Origin of the sequence: Streptomyces sp. NPDC047002 (assembly GCF_040704505.1) — a bacterium.
Taxonomy (GTDB): domain Bacteria; phylum Actinomycetota; class Actinomycetes; order Streptomycetales; family Streptomycetaceae; genus Streptomyces.
On sequence record NZ_JBEYWC010000007.1, the window covers coordinates 105,145 to 127,247 of the forward strand.

General features: G+C 74.4%; 21 protein-coding genes and 1 pseudogene. 17 read left to right on the forward strand and 5 right to left on the reverse strand.

Annotated features, from left to right (window positions below):
* Nucleotides 1-39: 39 nt before the first annotated feature.
* The 3 genes from AB0910_RS09635 to AB0910_RS09645 form a co-directional block, all read right to left on the reverse strand.
* Nucleotides 40-897, reverse strand: a complete 858-nt coding sequence (locus AB0910_RS09635; RefSeq protein ID WP_366743983.1) for a polysaccharide deacetylase family protein — start codon at nt 895-897, stop codon at nt 40-42.
* Between the two features lie 165 nt (nt 898-1,062).
* Nucleotides 1,063-2,697 (reverse strand): D-aminoacylase, encoded by a 1,635-nt coding sequence (locus AB0910_RS09640; RefSeq protein WP_366743984.1) that lies wholly within the window; start codon nt 2,695-2,697, stop codon nt 1,063-1,065.
* A gap of 10 nt (nt 2,698-2,707) precedes the next feature.
* A complete protein-coding gene (locus AB0910_RS09645; RefSeq protein WP_366743985.1) occupies nt 2,708-3,994 on the reverse strand; it encodes an alanine racemase in 1,287 nt (428 codons plus the stop codon).
* Between the two features lie 132 nt (nt 3,995-4,126).
* Here AB0910_RS09645 and AB0910_RS09650 point away from each other — a divergent pair, with 132 nt between their 5' ends.
* Genes AB0910_RS09650 through AB0910_RS09660 form a run of 3 tightly spaced genes read left to right on the forward strand, consistent with a single transcriptional unit; the run spans nt 4,127 to nt 6,302 of the window.
* Nucleotides 4,127-5,134, forward strand: coding sequence for a sugar kinase (locus AB0910_RS09650; RefSeq protein WP_366743986.1), 1,008 nt, complete (start codon nt 4,127-4,129; stop codon nt 5,132-5,134).
* A complete protein-coding gene (locus AB0910_RS09655; RefSeq protein WP_366743987.1) occupies nt 5,131-5,895 on the forward strand; it encodes an IclR family transcriptional regulator in 765 nt (254 codons plus the stop codon). The genes AB0910_RS09650 and AB0910_RS09655 overlap by 4 nt, the downstream gene beginning before the upstream one ends.
* Nucleotides 5,892-6,302: a RidA family protein gene (locus AB0910_RS09660; protein ID WP_366743988.1), complete on the forward strand. Its 411-nt coding sequence runs from the start codon at nt 5,892-5,894 to the stop codon at nt 6,300-6,302. The genes AB0910_RS09655 and AB0910_RS09660 overlap by 4 nt, the downstream gene beginning before the upstream one ends.
* A 76-nt stretch (nt 6,303-6,378) precedes the next feature.
* Here AB0910_RS09660 and AB0910_RS09665 read toward each other — a convergent pair whose 3' ends face one another.
* Together AB0910_RS09665 and AB0910_RS09670 are read right to left on the reverse strand one after the other, a co-directional pair.
* On the reverse strand, nt 6,379-8,094 hold the full coding sequence (locus tag AB0910_RS09665) for a glycoside hydrolase family 18 protein (protein WP_366743989.1): 1,716 nt from the start codon (nt 8,092-8,094) through the stop codon (nt 6,379-6,381).
* A 212-nt stretch (nt 8,095-8,306) separates the two neighbouring features.
* Complete coding sequence (locus AB0910_RS09670) at nt 8,307-9,317, reverse strand: chitinase (protein WP_366743990.1); 1,011 nt, start codon at nt 9,315-9,317, stop codon at nt 8,307-8,309.
* A 358-nt stretch (nt 9,318-9,675) separates the two neighbouring features.
* Between AB0910_RS09670 and AB0910_RS09675 the strand changes: the two genes are divergently transcribed.
* From AB0910_RS09675 to AB0910_RS09740, 14 genes and pseudogenes are all read left to right on the forward strand, one after another.
* Complete coding sequence (locus AB0910_RS09675; RefSeq protein ID WP_366743991.1) at nt 9,676-10,596, forward strand: hypothetical protein; 921 nt, start codon at nt 9,676-9,678, stop codon at nt 10,594-10,596.
* Nucleotides 10,593-11,312: a Flp pilus assembly protein CpaB gene (cpaB, locus tag AB0910_RS09680; protein WP_366743992.1), complete on the forward strand. Its 720-nt coding sequence runs from the start codon at nt 10,593-10,595 to the stop codon at nt 11,310-11,312. Before AB0910_RS09675 ends, cpaB begins: the two co-directional genes overlap by 4 nt.
* A gap of 7 nt (nt 11,313-11,319) precedes the next feature.
* Entirely contained in the window at nt 11,320-12,615 is a 1,296-nt protein-coding gene (locus tag AB0910_RS09685; RefSeq protein ID WP_366743993.1) for an AAA family ATPase, read from the forward strand.
* 50 nt (nt 12,616-12,665) lie between these two features.
* Nucleotides 12,666-13,139, forward strand: coding sequence for a TadE/TadG family type IV pilus assembly protein (locus AB0910_RS09690; protein ID WP_366743994.1), 474 nt, complete (start codon nt 12,666-12,668; stop codon nt 13,137-13,139).
* Nucleotides 13,126-13,710: a hypothetical protein gene (locus AB0910_RS09695; RefSeq protein WP_366743995.1), complete on the forward strand. Its 585-nt coding sequence runs from the start codon at nt 13,126-13,128 to the stop codon at nt 13,708-13,710. The genes AB0910_RS09690 and AB0910_RS09695 overlap by 14 nt, the downstream gene beginning before the upstream one ends.
* Nucleotides 13,707-15,044: pseudogene (locus AB0910_RS09700) on the forward strand (CpaF family protein); the annotation flags it as partial. The gene AB0910_RS09695 and the pseudogene AB0910_RS09700, both read left to right, overlap by 4 nt.
* 270 nt (nt 15,045-15,314) lie before the next feature.
* Entirely contained in the window at nt 15,315-16,265 is a 951-nt protein-coding gene (locus AB0910_RS09705; RefSeq protein ID WP_366743996.1) for a type II secretion system F family protein, read from the forward strand.
* 99 nt (nt 16,266-16,364) lie between these two features.
* Entirely contained in the window at nt 16,365-17,261 is an 897-nt protein-coding gene (locus AB0910_RS09710) for a DUF5936 domain-containing protein (RefSeq protein ID WP_366743997.1), read from the forward strand.
* Nucleotides 17,262-17,636: 375 nt separating this feature from the next.
* A complete protein-coding gene (locus AB0910_RS09715; RefSeq protein ID WP_366743998.1) occupies nt 17,637-18,935 on the forward strand; it encodes a histidine kinase in 1,299 nt (432 codons plus the stop codon).
* The gene (locus tag AB0910_RS09720; RefSeq protein ID WP_366743999.1) at nt 18,928-19,668 is read left to right on the forward strand and encodes a response regulator transcription factor; all 741 of its coding nucleotides are present in this window, start codon (nt 18,928-18,930) and stop codon (nt 19,666-19,668) included. The genes AB0910_RS09715 and AB0910_RS09720 overlap by 8 nt, the downstream gene beginning before the upstream one ends.
* Before the next feature lie 110 nt (nt 19,669-19,778).
* Nucleotides 19,779-20,042, forward strand: coding sequence for a hypothetical protein (locus tag AB0910_RS09725; protein ID WP_366744000.1), 264 nt, complete (start codon nt 19,779-19,781; stop codon nt 20,040-20,042).
* Nucleotides 20,039-20,689 carry a pilus assembly protein TadG-related protein gene (locus tag AB0910_RS09730; protein ID WP_366744105.1) on the forward strand — a complete coding sequence of 217 codons (651 nt, stop codon included), beginning with the start codon at nt 20,039-20,041 and terminating at the stop codon, nt 20,687-20,689. The genes AB0910_RS09725 and AB0910_RS09730 overlap by 4 nt, the downstream gene beginning before the upstream one ends.
* Before the next feature lie 28 nt (nt 20,690-20,717).
* Nucleotides 20,718-21,314, forward strand: a complete 597-nt coding sequence (locus tag AB0910_RS09735; RefSeq protein WP_366744001.1) for a hypothetical protein — start codon at nt 20,718-20,720, stop codon at nt 21,312-21,314.
* A gap of 77 nt (nt 21,315-21,391) precedes the next feature.
* Entirely contained in the window at nt 21,392-22,078 is a 687-nt protein-coding gene (locus tag AB0910_RS09740; protein ID WP_366744002.1) for an OmpA family protein, read from the forward strand.
* The last annotated feature ends 25 nt before the right edge of the window (nt 22,079-22,103 follow it).

Consider the following 22,103-nt stretch of genomic DNA (forward strand, 5'->3'; position numbering starts at 1 on the left):
GTGGTTTTGCCCACGTTCGCCCGCCCGGGGGCCCGCGGCTCAGCGCACCGGGAAGCCGAAGCGGTAGCCGTGCGCGCGCAGCCACGGCAGCAGCTGCCCGAGCGCCTGCACGGTCTGGTGCCGGTCGCCGCCGCCGTCGTGGAAGAGGACCGTGGGGCCGTTGCCCAGCTCGTCCTCGGCGGTGGCCAGGATGGCGGCGGCGCCAGGGCGCTCCCAGTCCTTCGTGTCCACGTTCCACCCCAGCGGCCGCAACCCGTGCGCCGCCGCGGTCTGCCTGCTGTACGGGGTGAACGCGCCGCCGGGCGCCCGGTAGTACTGCGGCGCGACCCCGCCGGACGCGTGGGTGATCTGCCCGGCCGCCGTGAGGATCTCGGACTTCTGGTAGGCGCGGGCCCTGTGGTCCATCGCCTCGTCGTGGTGGACGGTGTGGTCGCACAGCCGGTGCCCGTCCGCCACGACCGCCTGTACCAGGCCGGGGTGGGCCGCGGCCTGCGGGCCGATCATGCAGAACACGGCCTTCACGCCGTTGTGCCGCAGCACGGCGAGCACCTGCGGCGTCCAGGTGGGGTCGGGCCCGTCGTCGATCGTGAGGGCGACGGCCCGGCCGCCGCCCGCCACCGCGTGCGCGATGTCCATCGACACCAGGGGCGGCGGCAGAGCGGGGTCGGGCGTGGAGGTCTCCGCGGGCAGCGGCGGCGCCGGGGGCCGCGCGGGTGCGGCCGCCGACGAGCCGGGCCGCGCCGACGCCGTGCCCGGCGCGCCCGGGTGTCCTGACGCGCACCCCGCGAGCAGGGCGGCGAGCGCGGCGGCGCCCGCGGCGAGCGCCGCGCCCCCGGCGCCGCGCCGCCCGTGTCCCGCGCCCCGTCCCCATGTCCGCGCCCGTGCGGCCTGGCTCATCGCGCTCCCCGCTTCCCCGCCCCGTCAACCGTGTGTGTCGGGGGGAGAGACGGGCTCAGCCGCGCGGGGGCTCAGTCCCCACAGGAATCTCATAGGGTTTTATGCCACGAATCGAGCGCGTGTGCGATTCTGGGCCGGTGGGGGGCCTGCGCCGCGGCCGCGCGCTCAGCGCGCCAGGCCGTCCGCCCCGCGCCGCACCGAACGGCCCGCGAGGGTGTCCGTGCGCCGGCCTTCCGCCACCGCGAAGCGGCCGTCGACCAGCACGTACGGGATGCCCTCCGGCGGCGTCGCCGGGGCCTCGAAGGTCGAGCCCGCCGCGACCGTGTCCGGGTCGAACAGCACGAGGTCGGCGCGGAAGCCCTCCCGCACCAGACCGCGGTCGGCGAGGCGCAGCCGGGCGGCGGCCCGGCCCGTCAGGTGCGCCACGCACTCCTCCAGCGAGAGGACGCCGAGCTCGCGCACGTAGTGGCCGAGGTAGCGGGGGAACGTGCCGTACGCCCGCGGGTGCGGCTTGCCGCCGTGCAGGATGCCGTCGCTGCCGCCGGTGTGCACGGGGTGGCGCATGATGCGCCGGACGTTCTCCTCGTGGCCCACGTGCTGGAGGATCGTCGGCGCCAGCCGGTCCTCGGTCAGCAGCCGCAGCGCGGCCGTCCACGGCTCCTCGCCCGCCGCGCGCGCCGACGCGGCCACCGACCGGCCGACGTAGGGGGCGAGGCCGGGCGAGTGGACCCCGGAGATCTCGATGGTCTCCCAGTCGATGGGCACGCCGTGGCAGCCGTCGGAGCCCGTGACCTCCAGGCCGTGCCGGATGCGGGCGGCCGCCGCGGGGTCGGCGAGGCGGGCCAGGGTGGCGTCGGGGCCGCCCTCGCTCGCCCAGCTCGGCAGCATCGCGGCGAGCGTCGTCGCGCCCGGCGTGTACGGATAGGTGTCGAGCGTGATGTCGGCGCCGTCCGCGAGGGCCCGGTCGAGCAGCGCGAGCAGCTCGGGCGCGCGGCCCTCGTTCTCCGGGAAGTTCATGGTGGCGTGCGCCAGGTGCAGCGCGCAGCCCGCGCTCCGGCACACCTCCACCATCTCCCGGTACGCGGCGAGCGCGCCCGCGCCGTAACTGCGGTGGTGCGGGCAGTAGTAGGCGCCGTGGCGCGCCACCACCCGGCACAGCTCGGTCAGTTCGGCGTCGTCCGCGTACATGCCGGGCGTGTAGGTGAGGCCCGACGACATGCCGACGGCGCCCTGTGCCAGGCCCTCGGCGACCAACTGCCGCATCCGGTCGAGCTCGTCGGGCGTCGCGGGCCGGTCGTCCCAGCCGACCGCGAGCATCCGCACCGAGCCCTGCGGCACCAGGTACGCCGCGTTGACCGCGGTGCCCCGGCCGCCGAACGCGCCGTCGAGCCGGTCCAGATAGCCGCCGACCGTGCGCCAGTCGAAGTCCACGGAAGGGTCGCCCGGCCCGCCGCCGTTCCACCCGGCGATGGTGCGGCGGATTTCGCCGAGGGTCCGCTCGTCGACCGGCGCGTACGAGAGGCCGTCCTGGCCCAGCACTTCGAGCGTCACGCCCTGCGCCGTCTTCGCCAGGTGCTCGGGGTCGCGCAGCAGCGCCAGGTCGCTGTGCGCGTGCATGTCGACGAAGCCGGGGGAGAGGGCGAGGCCGCCCGCGTCGAGCGTGCGCGCGGCGGACGGGCGCCGCCCCGCGCCCTCCGCCACGACCGCGGCGATCCGGCCGCCGTCGAGGGCCACGTCCGCGCGGTACGAGGGGCCGCCCGTGCCGTCCACGACCCGCGCGTCCCGGATGACGAGATCCATCGCGCGCCCCTCAGAAGAACGTGCGGACGAGGTCCGTGACCGTGCCGTCCGCGGTGACCACCGGGATCAGCTGCCACTTGTCGAACGACGTGCACGGGTGCGAGAGCCCCATCCCCACCCAGTCCCCGACCTCAAGGGCGGCGCCGGGCTCCGTGGCCAGCCAGCCGTGCTGGTCGGACAGGCCGGTCACCGCGATGCCCTCGGCTGCCCGCAGGTTGCCGGTCCGCGCGTCCCGCACGACCTGCGCCTCCGGCAGGTCGAGGTCGTAGGCGGCGTCCCGCTTGCCCGCGTTGACGAACGCCTGGGACGGCGTGGGCCGCGACACGACCTGCGCCCACAGCCGGAACGCCGGTTCGAGCGCGCCCTCCTGCGGCACCCGGTTGAAGGGCGTGAGGTGCCGGTAGTGGCCGTCGTCGTGCGAGACGTACGCCCCCGACCGCAGCAGCTTGACCACCGGCGCCGACAGCCGGGGGAGCTGCGCGAACACGTCGGCCACCGCGTCGAACCAGGCGCTGCCGCCCGCGCTCACCACGATGTCGTCGGCGTCGGCGAAGCGGCCCGCCGCGTCGAAGTGTGCGGCGAGCGCCACCAGCCGCCGCAGATAGCCGCGCACCCGCTCGCCGTCCGGCTCGGGGACCTCGCCCTCGTACCCGGCGACGCCGGTCAGCCGCAGCGACGGCGCGGCCGCCACCGCGTCCGCGACGGCCGCGCACTCCGCCTGAGTACGGGCGCCGGTGCGCGCGCCCTCGCCCGCGCCCAGCTCCACCACGACCTCGACGGGCCGCCGGGCGCCCGCGGCGCGCAGCGCCTCGTCCATCAGCTCCACGCCGCGCACCGAGTCGACGTAGCAGACGAAGCGGAAGTCCTGGTCGGCGTCCAGCTCGGCGGCGAGCCAGCGCAGCGCGGCCGCGTCCACGACCTCGTTGGCGAGGAAGATCCGGGAGATGCCGTACGCACGGTAGACCCGCACCTGGTGCGGGACGGCCGCCGTGATGCCCCAGGCGCCGTGCGCGAGCTGCCGCGCGAACAGCTGCGGCGCCATCGAGGTCTTGCCGTGCGGCGCGAAGTCGAGGCCGTGCCGCGTGGTGTACGTCTCCAGCAGGGCGAGGTTGTGTTCCAGGTGCTCGGCGGAGAGGGTGAGCACGGGCGTGGTGAAGCCGCCGGTGAACAGGGAGCGGCGCTGGGCGGCCAGCTCGCCGACCGTCAGCCCCCCGGCGTCCGGCGGCAGGCCCTTGAAGCGGTGGTCGACGCGGATTCCGGCGAGGCCGGCGACGGCCTCCTCGGTGCTCGGGCCCATGGGGATGTGCTCCTGCCTGCTGGATCGGCTGCCGCGCTCGGGTGTTGCGCATGGCGCAACGCGCGTTGCGCATGATGCTGATCGTTGTCTAACATCCGAGCCGACATCGGGTCAATTGGGAGGAGTCGGCGAGTGACCGAGGTTGTGTGCGTGGGCGAGTCCATGGTCACGTTCCTGCCGTCGCGGCCCGGCCGCCTCGCGGACGTGCCCTCCTTCGCCCGCACCATCGGCGGCGCCGAGTCCAACGTGGCCTGCGCGCTGGCCGCCGCGGGCCACGCCACCGCCTGGGTCAGCCGGGTCGGCGCCGACGGCTTCGGCGACCACCTCGTCGAGGCGGTCGCCGCGTACGGCGTCGACACCTCCGCCGTGCGGCGCGACCCCGAGCGCCCCACCGGCATCTACTTCCGCACCGCGAACGACCGCTCGGCCGCCGCCCACGAGGTCGCCTACTACCGCGCGGGCTCCGCCGCCTCCGCGATGTCGCCCGCCACCGTGCCGCTCGACGTGCTCGACGACTGCCGCGTCCTGCACCTCTCCGGCATCACCGCCGCGCTCTCCGCGGACTGCCGCGCCCTGGTCGCCGCCCTCACCGCGCCGCGGCCCGGCCGCCCGCTGGTCTCCTTCGACGTCAACCACCGGCCGAGGCTGTGGCGCGACCCCGCGGAGGCCCGGGTCCTGCTGGAGTACGCGCGCGGCGCCGACCTGGTGTTCGTCGGCGAGGACGAGGCGGCACAGGCGTGGGACGTGCACGGCGCCGACGCGATACGGCGGGCCCTGCCCGAGCCCGCGACGCTGGTCGTCAAGCGGGGCGCGGAGGGCGCCGTGCTCTACACGGACGGCGCCGCGGTCGCCGTGCCGGCGCCCGCCGTCGACGTGGTCGCGCCGGTCGGCGCCGGTGACGCCTTCGCCGCGGGCGTGCTCTCCGCGACGCTGCGCGGGCTGCCGCCCGCCGAGCGGCTGCGCCACGGCCACCTGATGGCGGCCGCCGTCCTCACGGTCGAGGCCGACGTGTGCGCGCCGCCCGACCGCGCGCTCGCCGACCGGCTCGTCGCCCTCGGCGAACGCGAGTGGGCCGCGCTGCGGCTCCGTGCCGGCTGGGCGCGCGGCGGCGCGGCGGCCGAGGGGGTGCGTACGCCGTGAGCCAGAGCGTCGACCGGGCCCTGAGCATCCTGCCGCTGCTCGCGCGCGGACCCGCCGACCTCGGCGCGGTCGCCGACGAGCTCGGCGTGCACAAGTCGACCGCCCTGCGGCTGCTGCGCACCCTGCACGAGCACGGCCTCGTGCACCGCCAGCGCGACCAGCACTACCGGCTCGGCGCCCGCCTGTTCACCCTCGCGCAGGAGGCCGTGGAGAACCTCGACGTGCGCGACGTGGCCCATCCGCACCTGGTCGCGCTCAACGAGAGCTGCGGGCACACCGTGCACCTCGCGGTCTACGAGGAGCGCGAGGTGCTCTACATCGACAAGGTCGAGAGCCGCTACCCCGTGCGCATGTACTCGCGGATCGGCAAGCCCGTGCCGATCACCGTCGCCGCCGTCGCCAAGCTGCTCCTCGCCGACCTCCCCGAGCCGGAGCGGCGGGCGCTCGCCGAGCGCCTCGACTACCCCCTCTACACGCCCCGTTCGACGCCCGACGCGGCCGCGTTCCTCAAGGAGCTCGCCGCCGTGCGCGAGCAGGGCTGGGCCACCGACCTCGGTGGCCACGAGGAGTCCATCAACTGCGTGGGCGCCCCGATCAAGGGCCCCGGCGGGCGGGTCGTCGCCGCGATGTCGGTCTCCGCGCCGAACGTCGTGGTCACGGCGGAGGAACTCCTCGGCCTGCTGCCGCACGTCCGCCGCACGGCGGACGCGGTCAGCAGGGAATACGCAGGCACCACACCACCCAAGGAAGCGACAGCATGAGCGACAAGACCGCGCTGACCCCCGCCACCCACACCGAGCCGCCCGCGAAGTTCTCGCACGGCGTGCGCAAGGGCAACATCGTGCAGGTCGCGGGCCAGGTCGGCTTCCTGCCTGCCGTGCCGGGCCAGGCCCCGACGCCCGCGGGCCCCACGCTGCGCGAGCAGGCACTCCAGACCCTCGCCAACGTCAAGGCGATCCTGGAGGAGGGCGGCGCGGGCTGGGACGACGTGGTCATGATGCGCGTCTACCTCACCGACGTCGGCCACTTCGCCGAGCTCAACGAGATCTACAACGCCTACTTCGCCGAGCAGGACCTCACGGCGCCGCCGGCCGCCCGCACCACCGTGTACGTGGGCCTGCCGCCCGGCCTGCTGATCGAGATCGACGCGCTGGCCGTCCTCGGCTGACCCCGGGCGCGCGACAGCGCCGCCGAAGGAGCGCGGCGGCGCTGTCGGCCCCGAGGGGGGGCTGGGGGAGTGGGTGCTACGGCAGGGCGTGCACGTGCGGGCCGACCGTGTTGGACCAGGCGTTGCCCGCGGAGGCGTCCCAGTTGGTCGACCAGGCCATGGCGCCCCGCAGGCCCGGCCAGGTCGTCGGGGGCTTGAAGGAGCCGCAGTTGGTGCCCTTCGCCAGGCAGTCGAGCGCGTTGTCCACCACCGAGGGCGGGACATAGCCGCTGCCCGCGCCGCTGGTGGAGGCCGGGACGCCGATGCCGACCTGCGAGGGCGCGAGGCCGCCCTGGAGCTGGATGCAGGCGAGCGCCGTGATGAAGTCGACGGAGCCCTGCGAGTAGACCTTGCCGTCGCATCCCAGCATCGAACCGCTGTTGTAGTACTGGGTGTTGACGACGGTGAGGATGTCCTTGACCGCGAGCGCCAGCTTGAAGTACTCGGTGCCGGTCGACTGCATGTCGAGCGTCTGCGGCGCCATCGTCAGCACGAAGCCGCTGCCCGCCTTCGCGGCGAGCTGGTGCAGGGCCTGCGCCATGTAGGTGGAGTTGACGCCGTTCTCCAGGTCGATGTCGATGCCGTTGAAGCCGTACTGCTGCATCAGCGCGTACGCCGAGTTCGCGAACTCGGCGGCGGAGGCGGCGCTGTTGACGGAGACGGTGCCGTTCTGGCCGCCCACCGAGAGGATCACGGACGTGCCCGCGGCCTTCTTCGCCGCGATGTCCGCCTTGAAGGCGTCGACGGAGGAGTAGCCGACGGCGGGGTCGAGGGTGAAGGAGAGCTGCCCCGGCGTGCTCGTCGCGTCGGCGAAGGAGACCGCGATGATGTCGTACTGCGACGGCACGTCCCGCAGCTTCTGCACGGCGGCGCCGTTGTCGAAGTCCTGCCAGTAGCCGGTCAGCGCGTGCTTGGGCACGGCAGGGCTCCCGCCGGGCGGGGTGCTGCCGCCCGAGGTCGTGGTGACGCTGACGGCGGCCGACTTCGCGGACTCGCCCGCCGAGTTGGTCGCGCTGACCTGGAACTGGTACGTGGTGTTCGCGCTGAGGCCGGTGACCGTGGCGGAGGTGCCCGTGGCCGACTGGACCTTCGTGCCGCCGCGGTAGACGTTGTAGCCGGTGGCGCCGGAGACCGCGCCCCAGCTCAGGTTGACCGAGGACGCGGTGGCGCCGCTCGCGCTCAGCCCGCCGGGGGTGCCGGGCGCCTGCGGGCCCGGGTCGCTGCCCCCGCCGCCGTCCGGACCGACGAGCGCGAGGTCGTCCACGACGTACGCGGACTGCCCGTACCAGCCGTGGGTGTAGACGCTGACGGACTTCGTGGCCGGGCCCGTGGTGAAGGTCGTCTTCAGCTGCGTCCAGCCGGAGCTGCCGGGCGTCCAGCTCTGCGGGTCGCTCGTGCCGGTCCCGGTCGCGCCCAGGTAGGCGTAGCCGCCCTGCACCCAGGCGCTCAGCGTGTACGAGGAGTTGGGGGCGACGGCGACGCTCTGCGCGCACTGCGCGAAGTCCTGGCCCGCCGGGGTGCCGCGCAGCGCGGCCGAGCCGCCGTGCACGGGCGAGGAGACCACGGCGGTGGTGCCCGCCGCGCAGGACCAGTCGGCGAGCCCGGACTCGAAGCCGCCGTTCTTCGCCACGTCGATGCCGGCGGCGTGCGCCGTGCCGGCGAGGCCGGCCAGGCCGAGCGCGCCGGCCGCGAGGGCGGCGACCGCGCCGCCCGCGGCCCTGCGGAGCCAGGATCTGTGTCGGGTGCGTTCCACTTGCTGCCTCCGGACGGTTGGGATGGAGGTGCGGAGAGGGAAACGGTGGCCACCGCCTGACCCGTAAAATGGTCCAGACCAATGGACTTGTCAAGACATCGCGACGAATTCCGGGGGAGTGGGGGATCGGGGTGGCGGGTCCGCGGGCGCAAACCGGAAACGCCGCCCGCGGCTGCGGACGGCGTTCCGGTTGGGGGCGTGTACGGGGTCGGTCAGAGCGCGTGCACGTGCGCGCCGACCGTGTTGGACCAGGCGTTGCCCGCCGAGGCGTCCCAGTTGGTCGACCAGGCCATGGCGCCCCGCAGGCCCGGCCAGGTCGTCGGGGGCTTGAAGGAGCCGCAGTTGGTGCCCTTCGTCAGGCAGTCGAGCGCGTCGTCGACCACCGAAGGGTCGACGTAGCCGCTGCCGGCCGCGCTCGACGAGGCGGGCACGCCGATGCCGACCTGCGACGGGTCGAGCCCGCCCTGGAGCTGGATGCAGGCCAGCGCGGTGATGAAGTCGACCGTGCCCTGCGCGTAGACGTTGCCGTCGCAGCCCAGCATGGAACCGCTGTTGTAGTACTGCATGTTGACGACCGTGAGGATGTCCTTCACGGCGAGCGCCGTCTTGAAGTACTCGGCCGACGTCGACTGCATGTCGATCGTCTGCGGCGCCATCGTCAGCACGAAGCCCGACCCGGCCTTGTCCGCGAGCTGGTGCAGCGCCTGCGCCATGTAGGTCGAGTCGAGCCCGTTCTCCAGGTCGATGTCGATCCCGTCGAACCCGTACTCCTGCATCAACGAGTACGCCGAGTCGGCGAACGCCGAGGCGGAGGCCGCGTCGTTCACGGACACCGTGCCGTTCTGGCCGCCGACGGAGAGCACCACGGACTTGCCCGCGGCCTGCTCGGCCGCGATGTCCGCCTTGAACTGGTCGTCCGAGCTGTAGCCCACCGCCGGGTCGAGGCTGAACGACAGCTGCCCGGGTGTGGAGGTGGCGGAGGCGAACGCCACCGCGATGATGTCGTACTGGTCCGGCACGTCCGCCAGCTTCTGGACCTTCGCGCCGTTGTCGAAGTCCTGCCAGTAGCCGGTGACCGCGTGCGCCGGCACCGCGTGCGGTGAGGCGGCGGCCGCGGCGGGCGCCGCGTGCGCCGCGCCCGGCAGGGCGAACGCCGCGGCGGCCGCGGCGAGCGAGGCCACCGCGAGGGCCGCTCTGCGCCGCAGGGACGGCGGAAGGGACATGAGATGCACTGCATTGCCTCCGTGGGGGGAGAGGGAGATGCGTGTGGGGGGAATCTTCTTCCAACCTGGTCCGGACCAATGCCCGCTGTCAAGGCTTCGTGCGCGGAAGGCCGCGCCGCCCGCTCGCCCGCAACGGCCGCCCCCGCGCCGGGTCGTGGCGCCCCGGTGGGTGAAACGCCCCGATTGCGGGCGGGTGTTCATGTACGGACGGTGGCACCCGCGCTCCGAAAAGTGTTCACTGGGCCGCTGGTCGCGGATAAAGTGCTGAGGCAGGAGCGCACACGTACGACACCAGCAGGGACTGAGTTGAGCTGCGACAGCCGGGGCCCCGGCGTCCGGAGCCGAACGGGGAAGCACCGTGCCGACCGCCATCGCCGTCACCAGCCCTGATCTGGTGTTACCGCCCACCGACCGGCAGACCCCGACCGCAGCCGTTCTCCCGCCGCCTGAGGAACAGCCGCTGGGCGACGCCCTGTCCGCCGTCCAGCTCCTGCTCGACCAGCACGGGTACGTGGTGGTGCTGCACCCCGCCACCCTGCCCGCGGCGCACCGGCACCGGCTGCACACCGTGCGCGCGCTGCTGGAGACCGACCGGCTCGCGCTGCTGCCGAGCGACCTGCCGCCGCTCGCGCTCGGCGTCCTCGTGCGCCAGCTGCGGCAGCTGTCCGTCTGCGACTTCGGCCCCGGCGTCGTCGCCTCGGCCGCCCGCCTGCTCTCGCACTACCTGTACGGGGGCGCCGTGCTCGGCTCCGTCGCCCGGCTCGACCAGGTGCCGGTCGGCCTGAAGTCGCACGCCAAGTCCTGGGTGCCGGGCTCCCAGTTCGCGGTCCTCGCCGCGCCGCGTCCCGCGCTCGTGCGCCTCGGCTCGGCCAAGGACGGCAGGCAGGGCGGGGGCGGCGCGGACGGCGGCAGCGACGCCGGCCGGCTCCCCGGGCCCGACTTCGCCACCGAACTCCTCGTCGCCAGGGGCCGGCTGGCCACCGACTGGCCCACCGCGGCGCTCGCCCCCGCCTGGGGCGTGCGGCAGGTGGGCGAGTGCCCGCTGCCCGCGTCCTCGCCCGCCTGGTGGGGCACGCAGCGCGCCGTCGAGTTCGCCGCCTACCTCCCCGACATCACCGTCCTCTACCAACTCGTCTCGTCCGTCCGGCGGGAGGTCTGCACCTGGTGCGGGATCGACCTCATCGGGGACCGCTGCGGCTTCTGCTCGGCCACCGTCACGCCCCCGGACGAGCACCCCCGCCGCGTCGCGGGTGCCCTGACCCGAGGAAACCCCACATGAACTCACGCCAGCGCCGCGGCATCCTGCTGCTGCTCGTCTCCCTCGTCTGCGCGCTCGCCGCGTTCGCCGGCGTGCTGCTGGTGATCAGCGACGTCGACTCCAAGGTCGGCCCCGAGGTGAGCGCCTACGAGCTGGCGCAGGACGTCGCCCCGTACACCCCGCTCCAGCAGGGGCAGTTCACCAAGGTGAGCATGCCGAAGCGGTGGCTCTCGCCGAACGCCGTCACCGACCTGTCCGACATCGAGGGCAAGACCGCAGCCACCCGGCTGAAGAAGGGCTCGCTGCTCCAGAGCGACATGCTCGTGCCCAAGCCCGCGCTCGCCCCCGACGAGGAGGAGATCGCGATCATGATCGACGCGGAGACCGGCGTCGCCGGCAAGATCACCCCCGGCTCCCGGGTGAACATCTTCGCGACCTTCGCCGGCGGCCGGCAGGGCTCCAAGGCCACCGCCGACGAGTCCCGCATCATCGTCAGCGGCGCCCGCGTCCTCGACGTCGGCCGCATCACCGCGCTCCAGCCGAAGAACACCGACGACCGCGCGCTCGGCACCGAGCAGGCCGTGCCCATCACGTTCGCGCTCACGACGCAGGACGCCCAGCGCGTCGCGTACGCCGAGTCCTTCGCCGACCACGTGCGCCTCGCGCTGCTGCCCGACGGCAAGGCCGTCACCCCCTCGCCAGGCCAGGACACGTACACCCTGGAAGGGGACAAGTGAGCGCGGCATGAGCACCAGAATCCTCCCCGCCGTCGCCCACGCCGACGCGGCCCGCGCCCTCACCACCCTGCTCGGCCAGCTGCCCGACACCGAACCCGCCGCGCCCGTCGCCGACTCCACCGCGCTCGTCGACACCCTCGCCCGGCTCGCGGCCGACTCGGTCGCGGCGCTGCCCGAGGTCGTCCTCGTCCACGAGCGCATCGGCCCGGTGCCCGCGCTCGAACTCGTCCGCGAGGTCACCCTGCGCTTCCCGGCCGTCGCGGTCGTACTGATCACCTCGGAGCCCGGCCCGGGGCTGTTCGCCGCGGCGATGGACGCGGGAGCCAGAGGCCTGATCGCCCTCCCGCTCTCGTACGAGGAACTCGCGCAGCGCGTCCAGGCCGCGGCCGCCTGGTCCGTCGGCGTGCGCCGCCACCTCGGGCAGGGCGCGCTCGAACTGTACGGGGGCCCCGGCGGCCGGGTCGTCACCGTCAGCGGCGCCAAGGGCGGCGTGGGCACCACCCTCGTCGCCGTCCAACTCGCCCTGGCCGCGGCCGCGTCCGGCAGGGCCACCGCGCTCGCCGACCTCGACCTCCAGGCCGGGGACGTCGCCTCCTACCTCGACGTGCAGTTCCGCAGGTCCTTCGCCGACCTCGCCGCCATCCAGGACATCTCGCCCGGCGTGCTCCAGGACGCGGTCTTCCAGCACGAGACCGGCATCGGGCTGCTGCTCGCCCCCGCCGACGGCGAGCGCGGCGAGGAGGTCAACGACCGGTCGGTACGCCAGATCGTCAGCGCCCTGCGCACCCGCTACGAGATCGTCGTCCTCGACTGCGGCACCCAGATGAACAGCGCGAACGCCGCCGCCGTGGAGATGGCCGACACGACGCTGCTGCTGACCACGCCCGACGTCGTCTCGGTGCGCGCCGCCCGGCGCATGGTCCGCCTCTGGGACCGGCTCCAGATCCGCAAGGCCGAGGAGACCGTCACCGTCGTCAACCGCCATGTGCGCAGCGCGGAGATCCAGCCGCCGCTGGTCGAACGGATCACCGGCACCCGCGTCGCGAGGACCGCCGTCCCCGCGCACTTCAAGGAGCTCCAGGCGGCCGTCGACGCGGGCCGCATGCAGGACCTCGAAGCCAAGTCCACGGTCAGGCAGGCCCTGTGGGGCCTCGCGGCCGAACTCGGCATCGTCGGGGCGCCCGAGGGGGAGGAAGCAGTCAGGCACGGGCGCGGCGCGAAGGGCGCGCGGACCGGCAGGGGCGGGCTGCTGCGGAGCGAGCGCGGACAGGTCGCCGCGCGGCGCGGCCGCCCGACGTCATGAACACGACCTGTCCTGGCGCCACAACCGGTACTGAGGGGGCGCGGTGAGCGATGAGGACGCAGCGAACGGCACGGCAGCAGGCGGCGCCGCCCGGCGCGCCGCCGCCCCTGCGGGCGCGGCGGCGGGCCGCGCCCGTACGGCCCCTGCGCGCCGCGCTGGTGCGGGTCCTGCGGGACGACAGGGGCCAGGCGGCCCTTGAGTTCACCGGGATGGTGCCCGTCATCCTCGCCACCCTCGCGCTCATGTGGCAGGCCGCCCTCGTCGGCTACGCCTTCTCCCTCGCGGGCGACGCGGCGGACGAGGCGGCGCACGCCGCCGCCCTCGGCGGGGACTGCGCCGCGGCGGCGCAGCGCGTCATGCCGGGCGCCTTCCACGCGGAACCCAGCTGCGGCGGCGGCACGGGCCCCGTCACCACCGCCGAAGTCCACGTCGAGATCCCGGTGTTCTTCCCCGGCTTCAACATCCCGGTCGACGTCACCGGGCACGCCGCGGCCGTACGGGAGGACCAGCATGGCGACGTCTGACGACGCGGACGCGCGCCCCGCGCCCGGGGCCCGCCCAGGCTCCGCGCCCGGGACACGCGGTACGGCGGCGGGTCCTGCTGCCCGTACGGCTGATGTTGCCCGTGCGGCGGGCGCGGCCCGCGCGGCCGGTGCCGCGCGTACGGCGGGCGCCGCCGGCGCGGGCGCCCCCGGCGGCGGGCTGAACCGCGGCGAGCGCGACCGCGGTCAGGCCGCACTCGAATACGCGGGGTTCGTCGCGCTGCTGCTGTTCGTCGCCGTCGCCGCCCTCCAGCTGGGCATCGCCGGATACGCCGTGCAGCAGGCCGGCACCGGGGCGCGGGCCGCCGCACGTACCGCCACCTACCGCGAGACCGAGGGCGACGACTACCAGGCCGCGGGCCGCGCCGCCATGAGCGGCTGGCTCGCCGACGGCGCCGGCTTCTCCGAGAACGGCGGCGGCACCGGCATCACCGTCACCGCCCGCGTCCGCATCCCCGCCATCGTCCCGCTGCTCGACCTCGGCGACGCCACCCGCAGCGTCACCATGCCACGCGACCGCCTGCCAGAAGGAAGCCCAGGAGGCACCCCATGAGCCTGCGCTCCCGCATCACCCCGCACGAACCGGCCGGCGGCCGGAGCCAGGAGTCCCTCCTCGTCGGCACCTACCGGGCCAAGCTCCTCCAGGAGATCGACCTCGCCGAGATGTCGGCGCTCGCGGCGACCGAGCGCAGGGCCCGCCTCGAACGCGTCCTCGGGCACATCATCAGCCGCGAGGGCCCCGTCCTTTCCTCCGCCGAGCGCTCCCAGCTGATCCGCCGCGTCGTGGACGAGGCGCTCGGCCTCGGCATCCTCGAACCCCTCCTCGAAGACGCCTCCATCAGCGAGATCATGGTCAACGGCGCCGACCAGGTCTATGTGGAGCGCCGCGGCAGGATCGAGCGGCTGCCGCTGCGGTTCAGCTCCGACGAGCAGCTGATGCAGACCATCGAGCGCATCGTCTCCACCGTCAACCGCCGCGTGGACGAGGCCAATCCGATGGTCGACGCCCGCCTGCCCTCGGGAGAGCGGGTCAACGTCATCATCCCGCCGCTCTCCCTGACCGGGCCCGTCCTCACCATCCGCCGCTTCCCGCGCTCCTTCACCCTCGCCGAGCTCATCGAACTCGGCTCGCTCGACGAGCAGATGATGCTGCTCCTCGCGGGCCTGGTGCGCGCCAAGTTCAACGTGATCGTCTCCGGTGCCACCGGCACCGGCAAGACCACCCTGCTCAACGCCCTCTCCGCGATGGTCCCCGACGGCGAGCGCATCGTCACGATCGAGGACTCCGCCGAACTCCAGCTCCAGCAGCAGCACGTCATCACCCTGGAGAGCCGCCCCGCCAACGTCGAGGGCAAGGGCGAGATCACCATCCGCGACCTGGTGCGCAACTCCCTGCGCATGCGGCCCGACCGCATCATCGTCGGCGAGGTGCGCGGCGGCGAGACCCTCGACATGCTCCAGGCCATGTCCACGGGGCACGACGGCTCGCTCGCGACCGTGCACGCCAACAGCGCGGAGGACGCGCTGATGCGGCTCCAGACCCTGTCGTCCATGTCGGAGGTCGAGATCCCCTTCGGCGCGATCAAGGACCAGATCAACAGCGCCGTCGATGTGATCGTGCAGCTCACCCGGCACGCGGACGGCTCGCGCCGCATCACCGAGATCGCCGTCGTCGACTCGTACGGGCACGAGGACTACCGGATCGTCTCCGTCTGCCGCTTCCTCGCCCGGCCTCTGACCGCCGACGCACGCGTCCACGGGCAGTTCGCGTACTACCCGCTGCCGCGCCGGGTCGCCGAGCGCCTCTACATGAAGGGCGAGAACATCCCCGCCGCGTTCGGCGTCGCCCAGTCCGACGACCAGCTCGCCACCCGCCGCTCCGCCGCCTGGCGCACGCCGCCGTCCGCCTCGCTGCCGCCGGGCACCGCACAGGGTCCTCACGGGGGCGTGCCGCAGCAGCCGTACGGGCCGGGGCCCGCGCCCGACGGCGCGCCGCCGCCAGGACCCGGCGCTCCGGTGGCGCCGTACGCCCCCGTGCCGCCGCACGGCACCCGCCCCCCGAACGGCGCGGCGCACATCCCGCACGGCCCGCCGCCCGACGCCCGCGCCTGACGCGCCCCCCGACAACGCCCCGCCCACGTCCCCGAGGCCCACACCATGGACAAGACGAACCTCTCGCTGCTGACGCTCGGCGCCACGCTCCTCGCGCTCCTGTGCGCCGTCGTCGGCGTGCAGGCGTACGCGACGGGACGGTCCAGGCGGCGGGCGCTCATCGCGCGGATGACCGAGACGGCGCCGCCGGAGGCCGACACAGGGGGCAGGCGCCCCCGCTTCCCCGGCGTGGACCGCAGGCTCCGCCGCACCCGCGTCGGCCGGTACCTCGAACGCAAGATCGCCGTCACCGGACTCTCCCTCACCCCGGGCGAGTTCGCCCTCGCCACGGTCGCGGGCCTGCTCGTCGTCTACTTCTTCGTCGGCGCGTTCCTCGCGCCCTTCTTCGGGCTGCTCGCCGCGCTCGCCGGACTCTGGGGCGCGAGCGCCTTCCTCAACTGGCAGCGCGCCAAGCGCACCGAGGCGTTCATCAACCAGCTCCCCGAGCTCACCCGGGTCCTCGCCAACGCCACCCAGGCAGGACTCGCGATGCGCACCGCCCTGTCGATGGCCGCCGACGAACTCGACGACCCGGCGGGCGAGGAGCTGCGCCGGGTCTCCGACCGGCTCGCCGTCGGCCACTCCTTCGAGGACGCGCTCGACGAGCTCGCGCGGCGGCTGCCCTCCAGGGAACTCGTCGTCCTCGTCACCACCCTCGTCCTGTCGAACCGCGCGGGCGGCCAGGTCGTCAGCTCGCTGCGCAACCTCACCAGGACCCTGGAGGAGCGCAAGGAGACCCGCAGGGAGGTCACCACCATGCTGTCCCAGATCAAGGTCACCGCCGTCGCCGTCCCCGCGCTCGGCCTCGCCTTCCTCCTGCTGATCAACCAGGCGACACCCGGCGCGCTCGACCGCATGACCTCGTCGGGCCCCGGCAGGTTCGCCACGGTCGTGGCGTTCCTGCTGTACGGCGCCGGGCTGTTCCTGATCCGCCGCATGTCGACGGTCCGGGTCTGACCGGGCGGAGAGGAGCGCACCCATGAGACTCCAGGCAGCGGGCACCGCACGCGTGGACCACAGCACAGCAGGCGCCGCAGCGCGGGAGGCGAGCAGGCCGTGACCGCACTCGCCCTGCCGCTCGCCGTCGTCTTCGGACTCTCGGTGTACGGCGTCTTCCACGGCATCCGCATGTACCGCGCGGACGCCAGACTCCCCAGCGACCTCAGCGTCGCCCTGGAGGTCGGCGCCACCCGCACCTCGGCGGTCGGCTCCGGCATCGACCGCGTCGGCATGCGGTACGCGCCCGCCGTGCTGCGGCTCATGGGCCCCCGGCGCGTGGACGCGCTGCGCAGGCGCCTCGACCGCGCGGGCAACCCGGGCGGCCTCACCGTGGACCGCTACGCCGCGCGGCGCGCCGTCTTCGGCGGGCTCGGCATCCTCGCGTTCCTCGCCCTCACCGCGCGCGGCCAGTTCCCGCTGGGCGTCGCGGCCCTGGTCTTCGGCCTCGTCTGGACCGACGTGATCATCCGGGCCGCCACCCGCAGGCGCCGCAACGACATCGAGCGCACCCTCCCCGACTTCCTCGACGTCCTCGCCGTCGTCGTCTCCGCCGGGCTCGGCTTCCGGCAGGCGCTCGAACGGGTCGCGGAGAGCTACCGGGGCCCCTGGGCCGACGAACTGCACATCACCATCCGCCAGATGGACCTGGGCGTCTCCCGCAGGGAAGCCTTCGACCAGCTGCGCAGGCGCAACGACAGCGAACAGGTCTCGACGTTCGTCACCGCGCTCCAGCAGGGCGAGGAGCTGGGCGCCCCGATCGTCGACACCCTGATCCAGCTCGCCGAGGACATGCGCCGCACCGACGCCCAGAACGCCCGCCGCGCCGCGGCCCGCGCCGTCCCGAAGACCACCCTCGTCGTCACCCTCGTGATGCTCCCCGCGACGCTGCTGCTGATCGCGATGAGCTTCTACTACGGCTCGGGCGTGGACTTCGGCGAACTCCTGGGCGGCTGAGACCGTACGACGCGGGGACACGAACGCAGACCGGACCGGAAAGGAGGCACCATGCGGGACGCGCCACACCCGGGCACGCACACGTCGCCACGCGACGCGGACGCGGGCGCGGGCCCTGGCGCGGGCCGGCCGATCGGTGCCGGTTCCTCCCCGCGTAGGAGGGTGAACCCGGGCGCGGGGGAGGATCCGGGGGCCGAAGCCGGCCCGTCGGCCGGCGATGGCTCCCCGGCGCAGGAGGGCGCCGCCGCCGACGCGCGCCCCGCTGCGGGCGGCGGTCGCGGGGGCCTCGCCGACCGCGCAGCCGCGGCGACCCGTACGGCCCTGCTGCGGACCTCTACCGCCGCGCAGGCGGCCCGCGCCGCCCTGCGGCGTACCGTGCGCGCTGCGGGCGCCGCACGTGGGCGCGCGCCGCGCCATGTTCCGCCGCTGCCGCTTCAGGTCAACGCCCTGCAGGCGCTGTGCCGCCAGGTCTTCGGCTTCCGAATGGCGATGATCGTGCTCGCCGCGCCGTTCGCGCTGCGCGGCACCGCGCGCGGCCTGCCGCTCGTCCTGACCGGCGCGGCCGTGCTCGTCACCTTCATGGTGTCGTACGCGCTGGTGCGCGACTGGGAGCGGTTCGGGCCCGTGCTCCTGCGCCACCCGCCGGTCCTCGCCGCCGACATGCTGATCGGCGGGCTGCTGCTGGTCACCGCCTCCCCCGACTCCACCCTCGCCTACGTCACGATCTGCACGCCCCTGCTCGCCGGGCTCGTCTACGGCTGGCGCGGCGCCGCGGTGTTCGCCGTGCTCCAGGCGCTGCTGCTGGCGGGCGCGTACGCGGTCACGGGCGGCGGCGCGCGGCACGGCGGGTTCACCCCGCTGCTGCTGCCCGGCCTGTGCGTGGCCGCGGGCGCGATCGGCAGTTCTCTGCGTACCTTCCTGCTCGACCTCGGCGAGGCGGGCCAGGCCCTCGGCGAGGCCCGGTCCCGGCTGGCCGCCGCGGGCGCCGTCGACGAGGAACGCGCCAGGCTCGCCCGCGAGATGCACGACTCCGTCGCCAAGACCCTGCACGGCCTCGCCCTCGCGGCCGACGGCCTCGCCGCGTCCGTGGACACCGCGGACCCCGACGCCGTGCGGCGCCAGGCCGAGCTGGTGGCGCGCTCCGCGCGCCGAGCCGCCGCCGAGTCCCGCGAACTCCTCTCCGACCTGCGCAGCGTCCGCGTCGCCGGCGCCACGAACCGTATCGACCTCGCCACGGAACTCGCGGAGCGCACACGGGAATTCGGGCAGCGCACCGGCGTACGCACGACCTTCGCGCAGCCCGCGGGCGCCCGCCCCGCGCCCCCGCTGCCCCACCCGGTGGGCCGCCAGGTGCTGACGATCGTCGCGGAGGCGATGGACAACGCCGCACGGCACGGCGGCGGCAGCCGCGTCGCCGTCGCCGCCGGGCTCACCCCGCAAGGCGTCCTGCGCGTCAGCGTCCACGACGACGGCCGCGGCCTGCCGGCCGGCACCACCCTCGAAGACCTGCGCAGGGCGGGCCACTTCGGGCTCGTCGGCATGGTGGAGCGCGCGGCGGCCATCGGCGCGCGCATCAGGGTCGGCAGGGGGAGCGCCGCCCACGGCACGGAGGTCCGACTCGAACTCCCCCTGACGGGGCGGGCCGTGGGGGAGGAGGCGCACGCCCATGGCTGACCGCGGCACCGCCCCCGCGCTGCGGGTCCTCGTCGCCGACGACAACCCCGTCGTCCGCGCGGGCCTCGCCTCCCTGCTGTCGAACGACGCGGGCATCGAGGTCGTCGCCACCGCGGCCGACGGCCACGAGGCGTACGAGGCGACCCTGCGCGCCCGCCCCGACGTGGTGCTGCTCGACGTCCGCATGCCCCGCGTCGACGGCCTCGCCGCCCTGCCGTGGCTGCTGCCGCACGCGGCCGTCCTGATGCTGACGTACAGCGGCGAACCCGACACCGTGCGGCGGGCGTTGCGCGCGGGGGCGGGCGGCTACCTGGTCCACGGCGAGTTCACCGCCGACCAGCTCGCCTCTGCCGTCCACGGCGTGGCGCGCGGCCGCCCCCACCTCACGCCCACGGCTTCGAGCGCGGTGCTCGACGCCCTGCGCGCCACCGGGCCCGGCGCCCCCGACTCGCCTGGCCCGCAAGAAAACCCGCCGAACAGCCCTCCAGCATCTTTGCAGCAGCAATCAAACGTGGGACATTCGTCTGGACTGAGCAGGCGGGAGGCGGAGATCATGGAGCTCATCGCGTCCGGGATGACGAACCAGCAGATCGCCGTCGCCTGCTTCATCAGCCAGAAGACGGTCAAGAACCACATCAACCGCATCTTCACCAAAGTCGGCGCCGCCAGCAGGGGCGAGGCCATCGCCCGCTGGCACGGCACCGCGCGAAGGGGGCCCGGCACCCATGGCTGACCGTCACTGGGCCCACCGTTGGGCCCTCGGGCCCACGCCCCGCGCCCCTTACCCGCCGTACGGTGCCGAGGTCACCGGTGTCACCGACCGTGCAGAGGCGGTGACCGGCGATGACAGCGACGGAGGCGAGCACCATGAAGGACACGACGCCACGGCGCGCGGCCAGGGCGCGGGTACACGTCGGCACCTGGGTCCACACCGCGACCCGTTCCCTCACCCGCCACTCCGACCGCGGCCAGGGCTCCATCGAGTACCTGGGCATCATCATCCTGGTGGCCCTGATCATCGTGGCGGTGGTGGCGACGGGGATCGACAATACGATCGCGGACGCGCTGAAGTCCGCGGTCGCCAAGGTGACCGGCGCGGGCGGCTGACCTCCCGAGGACCCGAATCCGGGCAGGCCGCCGCGCTCTACATCGTGATGATCGCGGGTGTCCTCTTCGCCGCGCTCGCCTTCTTCGTCGTCGGCCAGGCGGGCGCCACCCGCAACGGCGCCCAGTCGGCGGCCGACGCGGCCGCGCTCGCCGCCGGGCAGCAGTCGCGCGACGACTTCAAGGACCACCTCCTCGACGCCGCGCTCGACCCCGGCTTCCTCGCAGGGGTGTTCGCCGGCGCGGAGGCCGGCCCGGCCGGCGGGGCCTGCGCCGCGGCCGGAACGTTTGCCAATGCGAACAGAGCCGCGGTGACAGGGTGTTCGGCCCTGGGTGACCGCTGGGGTTTCACCGTCGGAGTCGTCTCCCAGAACACCGTGGGCAGGAGCGTGGTGCCCGGCACGGAGAACGACCGGGCCACCGCCACCGCGACCGCCGTGGTGGAGCCCCGGTGCAGCTTCTCGCCCGCCGCGTCCACGCCGCCGCAGAGCCCGCCACCCGCTTCCGGGGGCGGCCCGCAGTCGCCGACGCCCGTCTCCCCGGGCAGTCTGGCCTGCCCGGGGACGGGAGACATCACCATCGACCCGAAACATCTCGACCGACTTCCGGACATGGCCGACCTGTTCACCGTCCGGCTCGTGGACAACTGACCCGATTGAGCGATAAGGAACGTCACCCATGAACAAGTGGCATGGTGCGCGGGCGCACAGAGCGGTAGCCACCACCGTCACCGCCGCCGCGCTGACGCTCACTCTGGCGGCCTGCGGCGGAAGCGGCGGGGACAAGGACGAGGGGAAGGCGCCCGACACACAGCAGACGGCCTCGCCCGCCCGGAGCGACCAGGGCCCTGCGGCGGGCGGTGGCGCGTCGCCCTCGCCCTCGGCGACCGTGGCGACGGCGAGCAGCGGCACGTTCCAGTTCGTCATCACCTCCGCGCGGCGGGACAACGGCGGCTTCCTGACCGTCACCGGCAGCATCACCAACTCGACCGGCCAGGTGCAGATCGCCCCCACGGCGTGGAACGGCAAGGAGTCGCAGGTCAACAGGACGGGCTCGTCGCTCGCCGCGATGACGCTCGTCGACTCGGCCCAGAAGAAGCGCTATTACGTACTGAGGGACACGGACGGCTATCCCCTCACCACCGTCAACCTGCCGAACTTCGAGCCGCACGCGACCGTGTCCTTCTTCGCGCAGTTCCCCTCACCGCCCACCTCCACCACCCAGGTGCAGATGGACTTCCCCGGCCTGCCGCCGACCACGATTGCGATCTCCTGATGCCCGCCCCCCAGCGCCCCCGGGCGCCGCGTTCCGGTGGTGGGCCGCGTGCTCTCGCTCTCGGGGCGGGTGTGCTGGTGACCGTCGTCGCGCAGTGCGCGCTCGTGCTGCCCGCCGCGCCCGCGTCCGCGGACGACGAGCCCGTCGGGCCGCCCGGCGCTGCCGCGTCCTCGCCGCCGCCCGCCGTCGACGGCCACGCGCCAGGGCTCAAGCTCAGGGCCGGCGCCACCCTCGCGCCCGCGCGCGTGCTCGACATCGTGTCCGTCGTGGAGTCGCAGGGCGGCGAGGAGCGCCGCTCCGACACCCCCGACACCGTGACGTTCGCCCTCCAGGCCGAGGTCCTCTTCTCCAAGGACAGCGCCAAGCTCTCGCCCGACGCCAGCTCGCGCATCTCCGCGATCGCGGACGAGATCGAGCGGCAGCACGCCGGCAACGTCCGCGTCTTCGGCTTCACCGACAACCTCGGCACGTCGGCGCACGGCCTCGTCCTGTCCAAGCAGCGCGCGGAGGCCGTGCACAGCCTGCTGGAGCAGCGGCTGTCCGACGCCGGGATCACCTACGAGATCCGGGGCTACGGCGAGGAGTTCCCGATCGCCGACAACAGCACGGAGGACGGCCGCAAGAAGAACCGCCGCGTCGAGGTCTCGTTCCCCCGCACGGACGCCGGGAGCGGCGGCTCGGACAGCGGCTCGGACAGCGGCTCGGACACCACGACGAGTTCGGCCGACGGCGCCGGCTCCGCGGGCTCGGCCGTGGGCAGTTGAGGCCCGTGGCGCCCGCCTGCGCGCC